The sequence below is a fragment of the Hymenobacter sp. H14-R3 genome (assembly GCF_030063445.1).
Classification (GTDB): Bacteria; Bacteroidota; Bacteroidia; order Cytophagales; family Hymenobacteraceae; genus Hymenobacter.
The window spans coordinates 121760-140022 of the sequence record NZ_JASITD010000008.1 but is presented as its reverse complement, the minus strand read 5'-3'; the positions used below and the strand labels follow the sequence as shown (position 1 = coordinate 140022).

Here is an 18263-nt window from a genome sequence, read left to right as displayed (position 1 = left end):
TAACTAAATGACTGCCAACCAACAAGTTGCAAGCAGTAGCCCATCAGCGCCGCTGCAAAGCCGCCGCCTGCTGCTAGGCGTGAGCGGCAGCATTGCCGCCTACAAAGCCGCGCCGCTGGTGCGGCTGCTGGTGCAGGCCGGGGCCGAGGTGCAGGTTATCCTCACCGAAGCCGCCGCCGCCTTCGTTACGCCCCTCACCCTGGGCACCCTCTCCAAAAAGCCCGTCCTGACGGGCTTTTTGCGTGATGCGGCCAGTGGGCAATGGCACAACCACGTAGAGCTGGGCCTCTGGGCCGAAGCCTATGTCATTGCCCCAGCTAGTGCCAACACATTGGGGCAGTTAGCTAATGGTTTGTGCCCTAATTTGTTGAGCGCTGTGTATTTATCGGCGCGGTGCCCGGTGTTTCTGGCCCCGGCCATGGACCTAGATATGTACGCCCACCCGGCCGTGCAGCAGAATATGCAGCGGCTGCGCTCGTTTGGCAACCACGTATTCGACTCGCCCAGCGGCGCGCTGGCCAGCGGCCTCAGCGGCCCCGGCCGCATGCTGGAGCCCGAGCAGATTGTGGCCGAGTTGGAGAAGTTTTTTGTAGGGTAAGCTTTAGCTTGCCACATTTCCTCAGCCAAAAAGGCAAGCTAAAGCTTACCCTACATTTCATGCGCGTTCTCCTCACCGCCGGCCCCACCTACGAACCTCTCGACCCGGTACGCTTCCTGGGCAACCGCTCGACTGGCAAAATGGGCTACGCCCTGGCCGAAGCCTTTGCCGCCACCGGCGCAGCCGTAACGTTGGTGAGCGGCCCCACGGCGCTGCCCTCGCCCAGTAACCCGCTCATTACCACGGTGCACGTCGAAACGGCCCAGCAGATGTACGAGGCGGCCGCGCTGGCCACGCCGCTGGCCGATGTGTGGGTGTTTGCCGCCGCCGTGGCTGACTACCGGCCGGCCACTGTGGCCGCCGAAAAAATCAAGAAAGCGGGCGAAACGCTCACCCTGGAGCTGGTGAAGAACGTGGACATTGCCGCCACGCTCGGCCAAAGCAAGCGGGCTGAACAATTTGCCGTTGGTTTTGCGTTGGAAACTACCAACGAGCTGGCGCATGCCCAGGACAAGCTGCGTCGCAAAAACTTCGACCTGGTGGTGCTCAACTCGTTGCGCGATGCCGGGGCGGGCTTCGGCCACGATACCAACAAGGTGACCGTGCTCGACCGGGCCGGGGAGGTGCTTAACTTTGAATTACAAGCCAAAACCGAACTGGCCCGCACGCTGGTATCGCTTATTCTGACCCGTTTTTCTGCTGTGTATGCGTAAGTTGTTGGTGCTGTTATCGTTGCTGGTTGGGGTGGCGGCTACGCATAGCGCCCAGGCGCAAGAGCTTAATGCGCAGGTAGTTATCTCGCTGGAAAACGTGACGATTACCGACCCCACGCTCGTGGCGCAGCTGCAAAAGGACATGACGGCCTACCTAAATACGCGCACCTGGACGCGGCAGACCTACCGGCCCGAGGAGCGCATCAAGCTGCGCCTATTTGTGGGCATCACGGGCATTCCGCAGAACGGCACGTACCAGAGCACCATGCGTCTCATTGCCACCCGGCCCGTGTACGGCACTGGCTACGAAACCAACTTGCTAAGCATCAACGACCGGAGCTTTAATTTCAACTATACCCCGCAGACGCCGCTCGATTTTTCGCCCAGCAACTTTGTGGGCAATTTATCGTCGCTGCTGGCCTTTTACGCCTACCTGGCGATTGGTAGCGACCAGGATTCGTTTGCTAAGTTCGGGGGCACTACGTACTACGACCAGGCGCGGGTGATTATGCAATACTCTAGCAGCCAAACGATTACCAATGAGTCGGATGGTGGCTGGACCGATGCTAGCCCCCGTAACCGCTACTGGCTGCTCAATAACCTCACCGACCCGCAGCTGGAAGCCTTCCGCACCGGCCTGTATGCCTACTACCGGCAGGGTATGGATATTTTTATTGAGAAGCCCGACGAGGCGCGCACCTCCATTTTGGCGGCGCTCACGGGTATTCAAAAAGCAAATACCGTGCGCCCCAATACGTTGTTCCTGCGCGCTTTCTTCGATGCCAAGGCCGACGAGATTACCAATATCTTCCGCACCAGCACCGACATTCAGCAGAAGCAGCAGCTACTCACGCTGCTCACCGATGTAGACCCCGGTAACCTGGCCAAGTACCAAACAATTAATCGCTGATTTAGACAGATTTCGCTGATTTCACTGATTCGGGCGCCAGCAATTAGCGATGCATGGGGGCAGAAGCACGGAAAATAAATTAATCAAGGTGGGTTTGCTCTACCGGGCTTACCCGAACCCGTTCGTCCTTGCGAGCGCAACGCAGTGGAGCGCGGCAATCTTTCCTTCACGCTGGGGTTACTAACCAGCTTATGCGAACGACCAAGGAAAGATTGCCGCGCTCCACTGCGTTGCGCTCGCAAGGACGGGCGGGTTCGGTAGAGCTAAAAAAGCAAAACAAAAAGAAAGCTATAACGCGCCGATAGAATCAGCGAAATCAGCGCAATCTGTTTAAATCAGCGATTTATGTTAGTCGATTTACGTATTCAGAATTACGCTCTGATTGAGCAATTAGAGATGCGGCCGTCGCCGCTGCTCAACATTATTACCGGCGAAACGGGGGCGGGCAAATCCATTATGCTGGGAGCCATTGGGCTATTACTCGGCAACCGGGCCGATTCGCGGATGCTCTTCCATACCGAGCGTAAGTGCGTGATTGAGGGGCAGTTCGACATTACGAATTACCAGTTGCAGGATATTTTTGAGTCGGAAGACCTGGACTATGATACGCAGTGCATTTTGCGGCGCGAGATTAGTCCCGCGGGCAAGTCGCGGGCGTTTGTGAACGACACGCCGGTGACGCTGGACGCGCTGCGTAAGATTGGCGCCAACCTAATGGACATTCACTCGCAGCACGATACGCTGCTGCTGGGCGATGGCGTGTTTCAGCTTAACCTGCTCGACCTCTACGCTAACCTTGTGCCCACCCGCACGCAGTATGGCAGCGCCTACCGCCAGTACCGCCGCCTCGAAACCGACCTCCGGGCGCTGGAAGACCAGGCCGTGCAGGCCAGCAAGGAATTGGATTACAACAGCTTTCTGTTGAGTGAGTTAGAAGAAGCCAGCCTCGACAAAGAGGACCAAGAAGCCCTGGAGCAAGAGGTGAAGCAGTTGGAGCACGCCGAGGAAATAAAGTACAAGCTGAGCCAGGCGCTGCACGGCCTGCGCGACAGCGAGAGCTGCGCCACCGGCACCATGAAGGACGCCTCCACGCTGCTGGGGCAGGTGGGGGGCTACTCCGAGCACTTCCGCGAGCTGCGCCAGCGCCTGGAAAGCTGCCTGATTGAGCTGCACGATATTGCCGACGAGGTCGAAACTGCCGAGCGCCGCACCGAGGGCGACCCCGCCCGTGCCGAGGAGCTGCAAGCGCGCCTCACGGTGCTCTACAACTTGCAGCGCAAGCACCAGCGCCGCGACGTGCCCGGCTTGCTCGAAACCCGCGAAACGCTGCGCCAGAAAGTGGGCTCGGTGCTGAACCTGGACAAGGAAATTACGCGCCTGCGCAAAGATTCGGACGCGGCCCTCAAGCAGGCCACCACCCAGGCATCCAAGCTTTCGGACAGCCGCCGCAAGGCTTTCCCCAAGTTTGAGAAGGAGTTGAGCGCGCTGCTGGCCGACCTGGGCATGCCCCACGCCCGCATTGTGGTGGAGCACAAAACCGGCCCGCTGGCCGCCAGCGGCTCCGATGTGGTGAGCATCCTGTTCACGGCCAACAAGGGCGCGCAGCCCCAAACGCTGAGCAAGGCCGCTTCGGGCGGCGAGTTTTCGCGCTTGATGCTGTGCATCAAGTACATGCTGGCAGATAAAACGGCGCTGCCCACGATTGTGTTTGATGAAATCGACACCGGTATCAGCGGCGAGATTGCGGTGAAGGTGGGCCGCATGATGCAGCAGATGGCGCACAAGCACCAACTGGTGGCCATTTCGCACCTGCCGCAAATGGCGGCAGCCGGCGATACCCACTACTTTGTGTACAAGGAAGACCGCGCCGACCGCACCGTGAGCCGCATCCGGCAGCTGAGCCCGGAGGACCGCATCAAGGAAATTGCGCACATGATTGCTGGAGCCAAGCCCAGCGAAAATGCCCTGCAAAGCGCCCGCGAGCTGCTGGCGCTGCGCGGCGAAGTTCTAGCGGAATAAAAGAAGCTTTGACCAGAGTTGTATAGAAGAAGTTTTGTACTAGATTTGCCTCAACTACTTCACCAACTCTTTTCCACATGAAGCTACTTTTAATTCGAGCGTTTCTATTTTCCTGCCTGCTCAGTAATCTTGCTGCAATGCTCATCCGACCAAAGTAAGGGAGTTGTTCCGGTGCAGCTATCCGCTCAGGCGATAGTCGCTGATACCTCCTTCCTACGTATCGTTACGCTGACCTCCGACATGCGAGACGTGCTCTATAATAACCTGCGCGATGCCCATAGCGAACCAAAGCGGATAGCAATGAGCAAACGGGTTAGCCTGCTGCTGAGCCGTAATGATAAGGATAGCCTGGTACTGGCTATCAAGCTTCTAAGCTTTAAGGACGTGAATCAGTACCTTGTTCACCTGAGCCAGTTTACGAGTGCAAAAGGAAAACTGGCCAAGTCAGGGATATTTTTAGAGAGGCTTCCCTTATCTGTTTTGACCGAAGCGCCGCAGTTAGCTTCTAATAAACTGGGACGCAAATACCCGGTAATTTTTGCTCATCAACCGCTAGCGGCAAAGCAAACGGCCAAAACACTTCGCAATGGTGATATATGCTCTGATTGCCACTACAACAACTGTGATGAATGTGGCCCTAGCATGAATAATGAAGAGGCTTATAATGATGGTACTAATGGTCCTTGGTACTCTTGTAGGCAAAATGCCGAAGTTAAGAGGCAGAGCGATAAAAATGTAGCTACGTCAGAAATGATAGCAGGTCTACTTGGTTGCGGCTGGTCGGCTGGTGAAGTAGCTACATATACTACTGGAATAGCCATCGAAACCGGACCTTTTGCTCCGGTAATTGGCGGTGGCGTGGGGGGTATTTACGCTACTGGATGTGCTGGCCTGTAATTTATAGGTTCTCATCTTCGCTCAATGGAATTGAGGCTGATTACCAATCCGCATTGGCAGGATGCCGCAACTAGCTATGTACTATTCAAGAAACTTTTATTCGTTTGCGTCCGTGCAGCTCTTTTGTGTCATGCTAGTAATGAACGCATCCTGGCAGCACTTTAGACACCAACATTTCGCTCTTCCAATAATGATTTTAGCATTTGGTGTGCAAATGAATGTAATAAACCGAGGGTTAAAATCCTTTAAGGAGGGGCATTATCTTAATGCTTGGTTATTTTCAGTGCTTGTGCCATTTGGTATCGCCTCGATAATGTACTGGGCAGTTTGGTATTCGGCTCATGTTGTAGGAGAAAAATTTCAATTAGTTTTTTTCTAGCCTTGTAGTGCGAACGTAAGAGGAACAATCTTTACACTTGAGGCAGACCGAACAGATGAACTAAAGCGGGACGGGCTATTTCCGGCCCGCTTTTCTTTAGTTATTTCGGCCAGCCAGTGAGGTTGTTTATAAAACCAGCACAATGAAAAAAATAGTTTACCGGCTGCCTCACACAGGCGCTCTGGAGCCTGGGCACTGGCTGACCCTGGCCACGCGCGGTGACTTGCTGGATAAGTGGAAAAAAGGCTTCGCTAGCCCCCTGGCCTGCCGGCAGGCGTTTCTCGCCAACCACGATGCCGCCCTGACTGCCGCCAAGGTTTCGCTAGGCTACAGGTTGCTAGTGAGTTGCCTGGCAATAGGGACGGTGCAATGGACGATAAAGCGAACGGAGCAGGGACGACTTGTACTCGAAAGACAGAAGGATTCACTGACGCAGGTGGTTGCTGCTACTGCACTGCTAGGGGCATTCATGGTACTGCAAGGTTACCAGTACCACTTGGATACGCAGGTTATAGAGTCTAGCTATCAAGTAGATTTGCATAAGTGCCGATAAGGCATTTTGCTTGAAGGCTTGCCGACGAATTTAAGTAGGAAAGCCGGGGTGCAGCCGGCATCCGGCTAAAGAGGCGGCCGCAAATCCGTAACTTGCGGCCTTATTTCTGGGTGCTGCCTGGGGGTCCTCCATAGCAGTTCACCATTTCACCATTTCACTGCATGTCCTCCAACCTCCTCGCCGGCAAAGTCGGCATTATCTCCGGCGCGCTCAATTCCCAATCCATTGCCTGGAAAGTAGCCCAGAAGGCCCACGAGCAGGGTGCCCGCATTGTGCTCACCAACGCTCCGCTGGCCATGCGCATGGGCGAAATAAAGGCGCTGGCCGCCGAGATTGACGCGCCCATCATTCCGGCCGACGCCACGTCGATGGAAGAGCTGGGCACGCTGTTTACGGAGGCGCAGGCGCACTTTGGGGGCAAAATCGACTTCCTGCTGCACTCCATTGGCATGAGCGCCAACATCCGCAAGGGCAAGAGCTACGGCGACCTCGACTACAAGTTTTTCCAGCAGACGCTCGACGTGTCGGCGCTGTCGCTGCACAAGATGCTGGCCGTGGCCGAAAAGCAGGATGCCTTCAACGAGTGGGGTAGCGTGGTAGCCCTCAGCTACATAGCTGCCCAGCGCGCGTTCCTCGACTACACTGATATGGCGCAGGCCAAGGCGGTGCTCGAAAGCATTGCCCGCAGCTACGGCCAGCGCCTGGGCCACCTCAAAAAGGTGCGCGTGAACACCATTTCGCAGTCGCCCACCAAAACCACGGCGGGCACCGGCATTGCGGGCTTCAACGCGTTTTATGAGTACGCCCAGAAAATGTCGCCCCTCGGCAACGCGCCCGCCGAGGCCTGCGCTGACTACTGCGTATCGCTGTTTTCGGACTTCACGCGCTACGTAACCATGCAAAACCTGATGCACGACGGCGGTTTCAGCAGCACCGGCATCTCGCAGGTGCTGGCCGATATGATGGAGAAGGCGGGGGAGTAAATCCCGTTGCCCGAATTCGGTATGAACAGAGAAAGCCTGGCTAATTTAGTCAGGCTTTTTCTGTTTAGCGGGATGTTTTCTTGAATCAAATAAGTCTTATGCAATGACGGACGACTTTGCATGCCTTTGACGCACTACTTAGCATCGGGCACTGACAGCAACTCACCCAGCGGGAGCGGGTCGCCAAAAACGGGCGCGCCGTCAGCGGCGAAGGTGAAGGGCTGCATGCGCGGGGTACGGGCGCGGCCGCAACCCTGGCCCGGCTCGGCGTTGGCGTGGTAGAGAATCCAGTGCTGCTTGCCGTTGGGCGAGTCGAAGAAGCTGTTGTGGCCCGCCGCGTAGGTGCCCTGCACGTTTTGGGCGCGGAACACGGGCTGCGGCTCCTTATGCCAGGAAGCGGGGTTGAGCAGGTCGGCCCCCGGCTCGGCCCAGACCAGGCCCAGGGCGTAAAAATCGGTCCAGCAGCCGCTGGCCGAATACACTACGTTGACCCGGCCGTTGGGGCTGGCCAAGAACTGCGGGCCTTCGTTGACGAGCACCATCGCTGGCTCGCCGGGCGCGAAGCGAGGCAGCAGGCCATGCTGCTCCCAGCCAAAGCGCGGGTCGGAGATGCGCACGCGCGGGCCGCTGATGGTCCAGGGGTTGCTGAGGCGAGCCAGGTAAATGTCCTGGCGGCCGTTCTCATCACCCTCCCAGCCCGACCACAGGGCGTAGAGCCGGCCCTGGCTTTCGAAGACCGAGCCGTCGATGGCCCACTTGTTGCCGGGCGTTTTGAGTTCGCCTTTTAGCGTCCACTTGCCCGTAGTAGGGTCGGGGGCGGGGTTTTCGAGCACGTAGAGGCGGTGGTCGTTGTTGCTGCCCCCGTCGGCGGCGAAGTACACGTACCACTTACCGGCCAGAAAATGCAGCTCGGGGGCCCAGATTTCCTTGGAGTAGGGGCCCGTGGCGGGCGGCGTCCAGATAACGGTTTTGGTGGCCTGCCCAAGCTGCGCGAGGCTCGCCGTTTTCCAGATGCTGAGGTCGCGGCCCGTGGTATGCATGTAGTAGTAGCTGCCCGCGTGGTAGATGGCCCATGGGTCGGCCCCGGCGGGCAGCAGCGGGTTGGTGAACGTGGGCTGGCCGCAGGCGGGGCCGCTGGCTAGGAGCAGCAGGAGCAGTAAGCGTAAAAAGCGCATCAGGGGGAGGATGATTCAGGGGGTAATATAAGGTCTATCAGAACGTCGTGCCGACCGCAGGGAAGCATCTCGCTCGCATCGTTGAGCGATTGAGTTAGTACCACACGTGAGGTGCTTCCCCGCGGTCGGCATGACATTCTGGCAACTTCCTGAACGGGTTGAAAACGAAGAAAGCCAGGTCCTGCGACCTGGCTTTCTTCGTTTTCAACTCAAAGGTACTAGGCCGGTACGGGCGCGCCCGGGGCGTCGCCTTGGGGCTGCGGCTCGTCGGGTTTAGGACCGCCGTGCTCCTCGTCGGGCTTGTAGTTTTTCTCCAGCTCAGCCAGCTTTTCTTTGCCGTAGGCGAAGCGCGTGATGATGACGTAGAGCACCGGCACGATGAAAATGCCCATGCCCGTAGCCGACAGCATGCCGCCGAGCACCGTCCAGCCCAGCGTCTGGCGGCTTTGGGCCCCCGCGCCGGAAGCGAACACCAGCGGCAGAATACCCAGGATAAACGCCAGCGAGGTCATGATAATGGGGCGCAGGCGCTGGCGCACGGCTTCGAGCGTGGCATCGACCAGCGGCATGCCCTTATCTACGCGCTCCTTGGCAAACTCGACAATCAGAATGGCGTTCTTGGCCGAGAGGCCGATGAGCGTAATCATCCCGATTTGGGCGTACACGTTGTTGGTGAGCTTGGGTAGGAAAATGAGCGCCAGGATGGCCCCAAAAATACCCACCGGCACGGCCAGCAGCACCGAGAACGGCACCGACCAACTTTCATACAGCGCGGCCAGAAAGAGGAACACGAAGATGATGGACAGCGCGAAGATGTAAATCGTTTGGCCGCCGGCCAGCAATTCTTCGCGGCTCAAACCCGAAAACTCGAAGCCATAGCCCTGGGGCAGAATCTGCGCGGCGGTTTCCTGGAGGGCCTTAATGGCGTCGCCCGAGCTGTAGCCGGGGGCCGGGTTGCCGTTGATTTCGGCCGCCCGAAACAGGTTGTAGTGCGAGATGAGCGGGGCCGTTTCGGTGCGCTTGTACGTGGTGAGCGTGCTCAGCGGCACCATGCCGCCAGCGGCGTTGCGCACGTAGTACTGGCCCAGGTCGGAGATATCGCCGCGGTACGACGAGTCGGCCTGCGCCACTACGCGGAACGTGCGGCCATAGAGCGTGAAGTCGTTGACGTAGGCGCTGCCCAGGTAGGTGCGCAGCGCGTTGCCAATTTCCGTGATGGATACGCCCAGCTTCTTGGCCTTCAGGCGGTCGATTTCGAGCTTATAGCCCGGCGTGTTGGCGGTGAAAAACGAGAAACCCGACGCGATTTCGGGCCGCTTGCGAATGGCCCCCAGAAATTTTTGCAGGTTGGCATCAAATGCCTGAATATCGCCCCCGGCTTCGCGTTCCTGAAAAATGAACGAGAAGCCGCCCGTGTTACCCAGGCCTGGAATGGCCGGCGGCGAAATAACCACCGTCGTAGCCTCCTTAAAGCGCGCCATGCGCTGCTGCACGCTGGCCATGAGGCCAGTTAGCTGCAGTTCTTTGGCCTTGCGGTCCTCCCAGGGCTGGAGCTGGCAGAAAATGGTGCCGGAGTTCGATTTGGAGGAGAAGTTAACGGCGTTGAGGCCGCCCAGCGCCGCGTAGTGCGCGATGCCTTTGGTCTTGCTCAGTTCCTTCATCATCTCTTGCAGCGTGGCCACGGTGCGGCCCGTGGAGGCACCTTCGGGCAGGTTGAAGGTGATGATAATGCGGCCTTCATCCTCGGTGGGCAGGAAGCCGCTGGGCTTGCTGCGGAACAGCAACCCGGCCCCCACCAAAATGCAAAGCAGGATAATCACCACGAAGCGCGAGTGCTTGATGCCGCGCTGCACCCCGTTGCCATACTTCTCGGTAACGCGGCCAAACCAGTCGTTGAATTTCTTGAAACCTTTGTTTAGCAGGCCTTTAGGCTCGCCATGCTCGCCTTCCTCGTGCGGCTTGAGGAGCAGCACGCACAGGGCCGGCGTGAGTGACAAAGCCACGAAGGCCGAAATCAGCACCGAGATGGCGATGGTGATGGCAAACTGCTGATACAGCCGCCCCGTGATGCCCGGAATGAAGCCCACCGGCACAAACACCGCCGCCAAAATGAGGGCAATGGCAATAACCGGGGCCGATATCTCGCGCATGGCCTCCAGGGTGGCATCCAGGGGGCTCATCTTGCGCTCGTTCATGTTCACTTCCACGGCCTCCACCACCACAATGGCGTCATCGACCACAATACCAATGGCGAGCACGAAACCAAAGAGCGTCAGCGTGTTAATGGTAAAGCCCAGCGGAATAAAGAAGATAAATGTGCCGATAATGGACACCGGAATGGCGAGTACCGGGATGAGCGTGGAGCGCCAGCTTTGCAGAAACACGAACACCACGATGATAACCAGCAGCAGGGCCTCGCCCAGCGTTTCGACCACCTCCTTAATGGACACCTTCACCACGCTCGCCGCCTCAAAGGGCACGATGTAGTCGAGGTCGGCCGGGAACTGCTTCTTCAGCTGGTTCATGGTGGCCAGCACGTTGTCGTAGGTAGCCAGGGCATTGGCGCCAGGTGCCTGGTACACAAGTAGGTAGGAGGCGCGCTTGCCATCCACAAACGAGTTGTTGGCGTAGTTGAACTTGCCCAACTCAATGCGCGACACGTCCTTGAGATACACCAGCGAGCCGTCGGTGGGCCGGGTTTTCACGATGACGTTGCCAAACTGCTCAATGGTGGCCAGGCGGCCCTGCACCGTGACGATGTACTCGAACGACTGCCCTTTTTGGGCGGGCGGCGCACCAATGGAGCCGGCCGCAATCTGGGCATTCTGCTCGGCCAGGGCGGCCGAAATGTCGGCCGCCGTCACGCCCAGCTGGGCCAGCTTATCGGGCTTGAGCCAGATGCGCATCGAGAAGTCATCGGCCCGGCTCACAATGTCGCCCACGCCCTTGGTCCGCAGCAGCGCGTCCTTGATAAACACGTTGGCGTAGTTGTCGAGAAAGGTGGTGCTGTGGCTGCCCTTGGGCGCGTACATGGCCACGAGCATCAAGATGCTGGGGTTTCGCTTGCGCACCGTAAGGCCCAGGCGCTGAACTTCTTGCGGAAGGGTAGGGGTGGCAATGCCCACCCGGTTCTGCACGTCGAGGGCGGCAATGTTGATGTCGGTGCCCACCTCAAAGTTCACCGTCATGCTCATCTGCCCGTTGCTGGTGCTGTTGCTTTGCAGATAGGTCATGCCGGGGGTACCGTTCACCTGCACTTCCACGGGCGTGGCCACGGTTTGCTCCACGGTTTGGGCGTCGGCCCCGATGTAGCTACCCGTTACCGACACCGTGGGCGGCGTGATTTCGGGGTACTGCCCGATGGGCAGGTTCAGCATGGCCAGCACGCCCACCAGCACGATTACCAGCGAGGCAACAATGGCAGTGACGGGCCGGCGAATAAAGGTTTCTGCAATCATTGTTTTAAGCTGTTAGCTGATAGCTGTTAGCCGATAGCTTTTGTAAGAAGCTAGCAGAGAGGAGCTAACAGCTAACAGCTATCAGCTAACAGCCAATATTATTTGGCAGCCGGCGGCCCGGCCGGGGCCGCCACTGCTGCACCGGGGGCGCTCACCTGAATTTTGCCGCCGTCGCGCAGCTTCTGCACGCCTTCGGTCACGATTTTATCCCCGTTTTTGATACCGCTGAGAATCACAATATCATCGCGCAGGCGCGGGCCGAGCTGCACCTTGCGCTGCTTGGCGCTGTCGCCGAGGGCCACATACACGAAGTTCTCGCCCATCTGCTCCACAATGGCTTTGTTGGGAATGACGAGGCGGCTGCCCGACTGCGTATTCAGCACCTTGAGCACGCCGCTGAGGCCATCCTTGAGCTGGCGCTGGGGGTTGGCAAACTGCACGCGTACCGTGATGGTACCAGTCTGGGCATCCACGGCCCGGTCGATGGTCTGGATTTTGCCCGGCTGCTTGTAGGCCTGGCCACTGGGCAGCACGAAGCGCAGCACGGAGTCGCTCACCGCGCCTTTTTGGTCTTGCAGCGTAATAAAGCGCTGAATGTTAGTCTCATTCACCGCAAAGTCCACCGCAATCGGGTTCTCGCTCGAAATCGTGTTGAGCAGCGTGGTACCCGCGCTCACCTGTGCCCCCAGCCGCACCTGCGAAATGCCGATGCGCCCCGCAAACGGCGCTTTGATGGTGGCAAAGCCCAGGTTGGTGCGCGCAATAGTAACGGCCGCCTGCGCCGCCGCCACCTGCGCCGAGGCGGTGCTGGCGGTGGTGCTGGCGTTTTCGGCCAGCTGGCGCGCCACGGCATCCTGCTGAAGCAGGCGCTGGTAGCGCACCTGGTTTACCTGGGCATTCTGGGCCGAGGCCTGCGCGCTGCGCAGGTTGGCCAGCGCCTGCTGGTAGGCGCCCTCAAACTGGCGCTTGTCAATCTCGTACAGCACCTTGCCGGCCGGCACCAGCTCGCCTTCCTGGAAATTGAGGCTCGTGATAAAGCCCGTCACCTGCGAGCGCAGCTCCACGGTTTTGAGGGCCACTACCGTGGCGGGGTACTGGTCGTAGTACACGGCGGGGGTCGTGCTGGCCGTTACCACGCTCACGGGGGTGGGCGGGGGGGCAGCGTTTTTCTTTTCTTCTTTTTTGCCGCACGCGGTGCTGGCTAGCAGGCCCGCAATGGCACACAGCGCCAGGTAGTTGGTCTTCATTTATAGGAAGCGGAAATTAATAAGAAGTGGGCAGTACGCCCTGCGTGCGCAGCAACTCGACCTTGCTGGTCAAAACCTGAAACAAGGCGCTGTAGTAGTTGAGCTGCGAGGTGCGGAGTGTGGTTTGGGCCACCAGCAAGTCGAGGTAAGCCTTAATGCCTTCGCGGTATTGGATATCCACCACGGTGTACACTTGGCGCGAGAGGTCGAGGTTTTCGCGGCTCTGCACGTAGGCTTCGTAGTAGCCTTTGTAGTTGGCCAGCGCGGTGGCATACTCGGTGGTTACCTGGTTGCGGGTGCCGAGCAGGTCTTCATCCACGCGCTGGTCTTGCAGGCGGGCCAGGCGCAGATTCTGGGTGCGCCGGAAGCCCGTGAACAGCGGCAGCGCCACCTGCATGCCCGCGTACGAGTTGGGGAAGCGTTTCTGATATTGGTCGCTCACGGCATTGGCCTGGTACACCGAGTTGTAGTTGCCAAAGGCCGACAGCGCCGGCAAAAAGCCCAGCCGGTAATAATCGACCGTCGTGCCTTGCAACGACTTCTGGGTCAGTACCTGTTGGTACTCAATGCGATTGGTGGGGTCGAGCTGGGCCAGCGTATCTACTACAGCCTCGCGCTCCAGTTGCAGCGTATCGTACTTAAGCTGCACGAGCCGGGTGGCCGGCAGTCCCATCAGCTGCTGTAAATAGGCGGTGTTGGAGTTCACGGCTTCCAGCGACTGCTTGCGGCTGGCCTTCGAGTTATTGAGGGAAATCTGGGCCTGTAAAAAGTCGGTTTTGTCCACAATGCCCGCGTCGTAGCGGTTGCGGGCATCCACGAAGTTGCGCGTGAGGCGGCGGATATCCGCATCAAACACGGCCGCCTGGCGCTGCGATAGCAACACGCTGTAAAACGCTTTGCTCACGTCCGACACGGTCGCAATCTTATTGTTAATCGTGTTCTGGCCCGCCGCCAGCCGGTTAAGGGGCGCTTGGCGGGCGGCCAGGCGCACATCGTTATTATAGATAACCTGCGTGCCGGCCACGCCCAGGGTCGTCACGTTTTTCACGCCCAGCTGGCGCGGCGTGGAGATACCCGTGGTAGGGTCAGGAAAAACGGTAAACGGCAGCCCAAAATAGTGCTGGCCCACGGCCGTGGCATTCACCTGCGGCAGCCAAGCCGACAGCGACACGCGGTTGCCGGCATCGGCAATGCCCTCGTCGAGGCGGGCCTGGCGCACCAGCGGCTGGTAGGCCAGCGCGTAGCCCAGGCACTGCTGAAGGGTGAGCGGCCCGGCCGGCGGCGGGGGTGGGGCAGGCAATTGGCGCTGGCCCCAAGCCAAGCCCGGCCCCAGTAGCAGGCACGTCAAAAAGGTCCGAAAAAGACCTCGTGCGGTGCAGGATAAAATCTTCATAAGAAACTTCAACCGAGTGAGTACGGCAAAGGTTATTGGCGGTTGGTTACCTGCTCGCGGCAACCGGCCAATCTCGCCAAACGGATAAATGGCCCGCGGGTTGAGGGCCGCGCGAAACGCTTGCTAGCTGCCCAGGCGAACGGCAGGTAGTTAAGGTATTTTCATAAAATATTTATAATGAGACCTTTGCAAGATTTAACTTTGTGTACTTAGGGCGCAGCGGCCGAGCGTAATTAGGTAGCCGGGCGGTAGATTGACAGGCATGGTCGCGGTTTTGCGGCTTGCCGTTGCGTGGCGTGCCCGGCCGCCATACGCAACGCCCGCGCCGCAGCTGGTGTCCTTCTCTTTGCAGCACCATTGCCTTTTGTCAAACCAACCCGCATTTCTGGATGCAAAAAACTTTCCTTACCCTCGTTGCCGCTAGCCTGTTGGCCGCTCCCGCCCTGGCCCAAGCGCCCGCCGGCGCCAGCCAAACCCCCGACAAGCTGGACGCCGCCGCGCTAGCCAAAATCAAGGACGAAGGCCTCAACCGCTCCAAGGTAATGGAAACGGCCTTCTACCTCACCGACGTGTGTGGCCCGCGCCTGGCCGGCTCCGAGGGCCTGGCCCGCGCCAACGCCTGGACCAAAAAGCGCCTCACCGACTACGGCCTGGCCAATGCCAACGTGGAAGCCTGGGGCGATTTCGGCCGCGGCTGGGATATCGACAAGAGTTACGTGGCCATGACGGCCCCTTACTACCACGCCCTCATTGGCGTGCCCAAGGCCTGGACGCCCAGCACCGCCGGCAGCCTGCGCAAGCCGGTTATCTACGTGAATGCCAAGGAGGAAGCTGACCTGGCCAAGTACCAGGGCCAGCTGCGCGATAAAATAGTGGTGCTGCCCGTGGCCACGCCACCCACCCCCAACTTCGAGCCCGACGCCAAGCGCCTGAGCGCCGAAGACCTGCAAAAGCTGGCCGACGCGCCCGCTGGCGGCGGGGCCCCCACCGCCGCCAACCGCCCCGCCGAAGCCAACCCCGAGGCCCGCCGCGCCGCCCTGCTGGCCGCCCGCGCCCTGCGCCAGAAGCTGAACGATATGCTGCTGGCCGAAGGCGCGGCTGCCGTGCTCAGCCCCGGCCGCGGCTCCGACGGCACCGTGTTCACCACCAACGGCGCGCCCTACGCCGCCGATGCCAAGCCGGTATTGCCCGAGCTGGAAATGTCGAGCGAGGACCAGCTGCGCCTTATTCGCCTCGTGGAGGCTGGTATTCCGGTCGAAGTAGAGCTGGAAACCAAAACCCGTTTCCAGACCCAGGACCTCAAGGGCTATAACGTGGTGGCCGAAATTCCCGGCACCGATAAGAAGCTGAAAAGTGAGGTCGTCATGCTCGGTGGCCACCTCGACTCGTGGCACGCCGCCACCGGCGCCACCGACAACGCCGCCGGCGTAGCCGTGATGATGGAGGCCGTGCGCATTCTGAAAGCCAGCGGCCTCAAGCCGCGCCGCACCATCCGCATTGCCCTGTGGGGCGAGGAGGAGGAGGGCCTGCACGGCTCGCGCAACTACGTAAAAAACCACTTCGCCGACCCTGCCACCATGCTGCTCAAGCCCGACCACGAGAAGCTGTCGGCTTACTTCAACCTCGACAATGGGGCGGGTAAAATCCGGGGTATCTACGCCCAGGGCAACGAGGCCGTGAAGCCCATTTTCACCACCTGGCTCGCCCCTTTCGCCGATATGGGCGCTACCACCGTCACCTCGCGCAACACCGGCAGCACCGACCACGTGGCCTTCGACGCGGTGGGCCTGCCCGGCTTCCAGTTCATCCAGGATGGCCTCGATTACTTCGCCCGCACCCACCACTCCAACCAGGACACCTACGACCGCCTCGTGGCCGACGACCTCAAGCAGGCCTCGGTAGTAGTGGCCTCCTTCGTGTACAACGCCGCCATGCGCGACCAGAAGCTGCCCCGCAAGCCGCTGCCCGCCGCCGCAAAGCCGCAGTAGGTGCCTGCGCAAAGGCCCCGCGTAAAATAGCGCAAGGTCTCGCCAGGTTAAAAGAGGTTTCGCAAAGTACGTCGACTCAAAAAAGAGCCTCACCTGCCCTTGCGAAACCTCTTTTAACCTGGCGAGACCTTGCGCTATTACCCCAGCTTCGCCTTAAATAGCCGCAGCGTGCGTTCCCAGGCCAGTTTAGCCGCCTCGGCGTTGTAGCGGGCGGGCGAAGTGTCGTTATTAAAGGCATGGTTAACCCCCTCGTACACAAAAAGCTCGTAGGGCGTGTGGGCGGCTTTCAGTGCCGCTTCGTAGGCCGGGATGCTGGCGTTGATGCGCTGGTCGAGGCCGCCGTAGTGCAGCATAATGTTGGCTTTAATCTGGGGCACGTCCTCGGCTTTGGGCTGCTGGCCATAATAGGCCACGGCGGCGTCGAGCTTGGGGTCGTGCACCGCCAGCTGGTTGGCGAGCCCGCCGCCCCAGCAGAAGCCCACGCAGCCAGTGCGGCCGTTGCAATCGGGCCGGGCGCGCAGGTAGGTGAGGGCGGCGAGGTAGTTGTTCAGGTTTTTGGTCGCGTCGAGCTGGCCAATTAGCTCGCGGCCCTTGTCCTCATCGGCCGGCGTGCCCCCGGCTACCGACAGCGCATCGACGCCCAGCGCCAGGTAGCCCACCTGCGCCACCCGCCGCGTAACATCTTGAATATGAGGCGTAAGACCTCGGTTTTCGTGAGCTACTATTACCGCGCCGCGTTTTTTCCTGCCCTTGGGGTGCACCAGGTAGCCGCTCATGGTGGCTCCGTCGCCGGGCCAGGTCACGGTTTCCTCCACCAGGTCGTTGGCAAGCGGCTGCACGGTGGCGGCCTGGGCGTAGCCCGGCTCCAGCACCGAAAGGGCCGTGGTGGCCAGCGCCACCGTGCCGGCCAGCGTCAGCAGCCGGTCCAGAAATTCCTTGCGCGACAGCGGGCGGTGCGTGTACTCGTCGAAGAGATTGATAATGCGCTGGTCCATAGGGCGGGGGAGGTAAGGGCCGCAAGGTATTGCCAGCCTGGTTATTTCGGCCCCCGCGTCGTCTTAAGGGTCTGGAAATAAGCCGCCGACAGCCGCAGCCGGCTCCCGTACCAGCTGAATAATTCGCCATCCACAATCTGAATTTCCGCCGCCGGGCAAATTTCCTGAAACTCAGCAACGTGCTTTGCGCCAAAGGGATAAGGTTCCGATGATAGCAGGATGCGCGCGGGCGCGGCGGCGCGCAATTGCTCCGCCGTTATTTCCGGGTAGCGGCCTAGGCCAGCGAATACGTTGCGAAAACCGGCCCGGCCCAGCATATCGTCGATAAACGTACCGCTGGCTGCTACCATGTACGGCTTGCGCCAAATGAGATAGGCCGCCGTTGCCGTGGCCTCAACTGATTGAAGCGCAGTGAAGGAAGCAGCAATTTCGACAGCGAGTACTTCGCCGCGCGCTTTTTCGCCCGTACTAAAAGCCACTCGCTTAATCATATCCAGCGCCTGCGGCAGCGTGCTGATATCGCTCAGCCACACGGGATAGGTCGCCGCTAATTGCTCAATACCAGCCTGGTAGTTTTCCTCTTTATTACCAATCAATAAATCGGGTTTCAGCGCCGCTATTTTCTCGAAGTCAAAATTCTTGGTGCCCCCGATTATCACCGCATTGTGCCGCGCCTCGGGCGGGTGAGTGCAGAATTTGGTAACCCCCACTACCCGGCTTCCTAAACCCAAGTCAAATAATAACTCGGTTTGCGAGGGCACCAGCGACACGATGCGCTGCGGGGGAAATGGCACCGCCACGCGGCGGCCCAGCTGGTCGGTAACGGTGAGCGGGAGCGAAAGGGGTAAATCCATAAAAAAAATCATCCTGAGCTTGCGAAGGACCTTTTACGTCAGCACGATGGCCATGATGCAAAAGGTCCTTCGCAAGCCCAGGATGACAGGACAACTAGCTG

Annotated in this window: 14 protein-coding genes; 8 read left to right on the top strand and 6 right to left on the bottom strand. The window is 59.5% G+C overall.

What is annotated here, in order from left to right:
* Nucleotides 1-7: 7 nt before the first annotated feature.
* The 7 genes from QMK33_RS23480 (at nt 8) to QMK33_RS09745 (ending at nt 7052) form a co-directional block, all read left to right on the top strand.
* A complete protein-coding gene (locus QMK33_RS23480; protein WP_349361722.1) occupies nt 8-598 on the top strand; it encodes a flavoprotein in 591 nt (196 codons plus the stop codon).
* Nucleotides 599-657: 59 nt separating this feature from the next.
* Nucleotides 658-1311 carry a phosphopantothenoylcysteine decarboxylase domain-containing protein gene (locus QMK33_RS23475; RefSeq protein WP_349361721.1) on the top strand — a complete coding sequence of 218 codons (654 nt, stop codon included), beginning with the start codon at nt 658-660 and terminating at the stop codon, nt 1309-1311.
* On the top strand, nt 1304-2221 hold the full coding sequence (gene porD, locus QMK33_RS09765; RefSeq protein WP_283564393.1) for a type IX secretion system protein PorD: 918 nt from the start codon (nt 1304-1306) through the stop codon (nt 2219-2221). Before QMK33_RS23475 ends, porD begins: the two co-directional genes overlap by 8 nt.
* Nucleotides 2222-2566: 345 nt before the next feature.
* Nucleotides 2567-4240, top strand: coding sequence for a DNA repair protein RecN (recN, locus tag QMK33_RS09760; RefSeq protein ID WP_283564392.1), 1674 nt, complete (start codon nt 2567-2569; stop codon nt 4238-4240).
* A gap of 240 nt (nt 4241-4480) precedes the next feature.
* Complete coding sequence (locus QMK33_RS09755; RefSeq protein WP_283564391.1) at nt 4481-5137, top strand: hypothetical protein; 657 nt, start codon at nt 4481-4483, stop codon at nt 5135-5137.
* Between the two features lie 521 nt (nt 5138-5658).
* Nucleotides 5659-6069 carry a hypothetical protein gene (locus tag QMK33_RS09750; RefSeq protein WP_283564390.1) on the top strand — a complete coding sequence of 137 codons (411 nt, stop codon included), beginning with the start codon at nt 5659-5661 and terminating at the stop codon, nt 6067-6069.
* A 161-nt stretch (nt 6070-6230) separates the two neighbouring features.
* A complete protein-coding gene (locus QMK33_RS09745; RefSeq protein ID WP_283564389.1) occupies nt 6231-7052 on the top strand; it encodes an enoyl-ACP reductase FabI in 822 nt (273 codons plus the stop codon).
* A gap of 134 nt (nt 7053-7186) precedes the next feature.
* Here the strand turns inward: QMK33_RS09745 and QMK33_RS09740 are convergent, their stop codons facing one another.
* The 4 genes from QMK33_RS09740 to QMK33_RS09725 all read right to left on the bottom strand — a co-directional run bounded on the left by QMK33_RS09740 (nt 7187) and on the right by QMK33_RS09725 (nt 14325).
* Nucleotides 7187-8227, bottom strand: coding sequence for a glycoside hydrolase family 43 protein (locus QMK33_RS09740; protein WP_283564388.1), 1041 nt, complete (start codon nt 8225-8227; stop codon nt 7187-7189).
* Nucleotides 8228-8445: 218 nt separating this feature from the next.
* Nucleotides 8446-11685: an efflux RND transporter permease subunit gene (locus tag QMK33_RS09735; protein ID WP_283564387.1), complete on the bottom strand. Its 3240-nt coding sequence runs from the start codon at nt 11683-11685 to the stop codon at nt 8446-8448.
* Nucleotides 11686-11783: 98 nt separating this feature from the next.
* On the bottom strand, nt 11784-12932 hold the full coding sequence (locus QMK33_RS09730; RefSeq protein WP_283564386.1) for an efflux RND transporter periplasmic adaptor subunit: 1149 nt from the start codon (nt 12930-12932) through the stop codon (nt 11784-11786).
* A 16-nt stretch (nt 12933-12948) separates the two neighbouring features.
* Nucleotides 12949-14325, bottom strand: a complete 1377-nt coding sequence (locus QMK33_RS09725; protein ID WP_283564385.1) for a TolC family protein — start codon at nt 14323-14325, stop codon at nt 12949-12951.
* 389 nt (nt 14326-14714) lie between these two features.
* On the opposite strand from QMK33_RS09725, the gene QMK33_RS09720 reads away from it, so the two are divergent.
* Nucleotides 14715-16313, top strand: coding sequence for a M28 family metallopeptidase (locus QMK33_RS09720; protein ID WP_283564384.1), 1599 nt, complete (start codon nt 14715-14717; stop codon nt 16311-16313).
* A 137-nt stretch (nt 16314-16450) separates the two neighbouring features.
* On the opposite strand, the gene QMK33_RS09715 is transcribed toward QMK33_RS09720, so the two are convergent.
* A complete protein-coding gene (locus QMK33_RS09715; RefSeq protein WP_283564383.1) occupies nt 16451-17308 on the bottom strand; it encodes a dienelactone hydrolase family protein in 858 nt (285 codons plus the stop codon).
* A gap of 41 nt (nt 17309-17349) precedes the next feature.
* Nucleotides 17350-18162 (bottom strand): helical backbone metal receptor, encoded by an 813-nt coding sequence (locus tag QMK33_RS09710; RefSeq protein ID WP_283564382.1) that lies wholly within the window; start codon nt 18160-18162, stop codon nt 17350-17352.
* Nucleotides 18163-18263 lie beyond the last annotated feature (101 nt).